This is a genomic window from Peptidiphaga sp. (assembly GCF_057238965.1).
Genome location: NZ_DBHHEV010000059.1, coordinates 13,606 through 15,793, shown reverse-complemented (window position 1 = coordinate 15,793; position 2,188 = coordinate 13,606). Strand labels below are relative to the sequence as shown.

Annotated in this window: 1 protein-coding gene; it reads right to left on the bottom strand. The window is 64.7% G+C overall.

The window, feature by feature from the left end; translation table 11 throughout:
- Positions 1-111 precede the first annotated feature (111 nt).
- The gene (gene lepA / locus ACO48X_RS07830) at positions 112-1,953 is read right to left on the bottom strand and encodes a translation elongation factor 4 (protein WP_485001525.1); all 1,842 of its coding nucleotides are present in this window, start codon (positions 1,951-1,953) and stop codon (positions 112-114) included.
- Between the last annotated feature and the right edge of the window lie 235 nt (positions 1,954-2,188).

Sequence of the window (2,188 nt, the reverse complement as noted above, 5' to 3'; positions counted from 1 at the left end):
GTCTAGTCCGACAAGCGTCTTCTCGTCCGAACTGACATTCTCCGGTCCGCGGCAGTCGGCCCATTCCGCCTTCCCCGGGGAAACGGCCCAGCAGGACGGCACAGGCCGCCCTCATTTCTTCGGAGCGTCCGAGGTGAGCGCGGCCACGAAGGCCTCCTGCGGCACGTCGACGCGGCCGATCGACTTCATCCGCTTCTTTCCCTCTTTCTGCTTTTCCAAAAGTTTGCGCTTGCGGGTGATGTCGCCGCCGTAGCACTTTGCCAAAACGTCCTTGCGCATCGCCCTGATCGTCTCCCGGGCGATGATACGGCTGCCGACGGCGGCCTGAACGGGAATTTCGAACTGCTGGCGGGGAATGAGCTCTTTGAGCTTCTTCGTCATCTCGAGTCCGTAGGAGTACGCCTTGTCCTTGTGGACGATCGCCGAGAAGGCGTCGACGACCTCGTGGTTGAGCAGCACATCGACCTTGACGAGATCGGCCTCCTGATCCTCGGCCATGTCGTAGTCGAGGGAGGCGTATCCCTTCGTCCTGCTCTTGAGCTGGTCGAAGAAATCGGTGACGGTCTCGGCGAGGGGAAGGATGTAGTGGAGCTCGACCCGCTCGGAGGACAGGTAGTCCATGCCCAGCATCGTGCCGCGCCGCTGCTGGCAGAGCTCCATGATCGTCCCCGTGTAGTCCGAGGGCGTGAGCACGGTGGCCCGCACCGTCGGCTCGAAGATCTGCTTGATCTTCCCCTCGGGGAACTCCGAAGGGTTCGTCACGACGACCTCCTCGCCGCCCTCGGTCGCCACCCGGTAAACAACCGACGGCGCCGTGGCGATGATGTCGATCCCGAATTCGCGCTCCACGCGCTCCCGGACGATCTCCAAATGCAGCAGCCCCAGGAACCCGCATCGGAAGCCGAAGCCGAGGGCCACCGAGTTCTCTGGCTCGTACGACAGGGCGGCGTCGTTCAGCTTGAGCTTGTCCAAAGCGTCTCGCAGATCCGGATAGTCCGATCCGTCGATCGGATAGACGCCGGAGAACACCATGGGCTTGGGGTCCTGGTAGCCGTCAAGCGGCTTCTCCGCCGGAGATTTGGCGGCGGTCACGGTATCGCCCACCCGGGATTGGCGCACGTCTTTGACGCCCGTGATGAGGTAGCCGACCTCGCCCGCGGCCAGGCCGTCGGTCGGCGTGGGCTCCGGCGAAATGACGCCGATCTCGAGGAGCTCGTGCGTCGCGCCCGTCGACATCATCTGGATGCGCTCACGCGGGGCGAGCCTGCCGTCCTTGACGCGGATGTAGGTGACGACGCCGCGATAGGTGTCGTAGACGGAATCGAAGATCATTGCGCGGGTCGGGCCGCCAGCCTCGCCCTCGGGCGCTGGAACCTCGGCGACGATCCTGTTGAGCAGATCGGCCACGCCCAAGCCGGTCTTCCCCGACACGGCAAGGCATTCGCCGGGGTCGACGCCGATGAGCGAGGCGAGCTCCTCCGCGTACTTCTCGGGCTGGGCCGATGGGAGATCGATCTTGTTCAGCACGGGAATGATCGCGAGGTCGTTGTCGAGCGCCATGTACAGGTTGGCGAGGGTCTGCGCCTCGATTCCCTGGGTCGCGTCGACGAGGAGGATCGCCCCCTCGCACGCGGCGAGCGAGCGGTTGACCTCGTAGGAGAAGTCGACGTGCCCGGGAGTGTCGATCATGTTCAAGGCATAGGCTTCGCCGTCGACGGTCCACGGCAGGCGGACCGCCTGGGACTTGATCGTGATCCCCCGCTCGCGCTCGATGTCCATGCGGTCGAGGTACTGGTCTCGCATGACGCGCTCGTCGACGATTCCCGTCAGCTGGAGCATCCTGTCGGCCAGCGTCGACTTGCCGTGGTCGATGTGGGCGATGATGCAGAAATTGCGGATGCGCGACGGCGCCGTCGAAGCGGGGGCGATCTCGCTGGGAAGGGATGCGGGCACAGTGCTCCTTTGTCGAACAGTCTCCACCAGTGTAGTGCTCGTCGGCCTTCGCAAGGCCTCGCGACGTGGGAGCGATGTGTGAGTTTCGCCGAAGCGCGCGGAATCCGCCCCAACTCGCAAGTTCCGCCAAAAGCGGCTGGCGCCCTCGAGAGCGGGCGGCCCGCCTTCGAAATTCGTCCCTGCGCGGAACCGCCGGCCCGTCTGCAGGAGATTCCAATTGTCTGGCCCGACAATG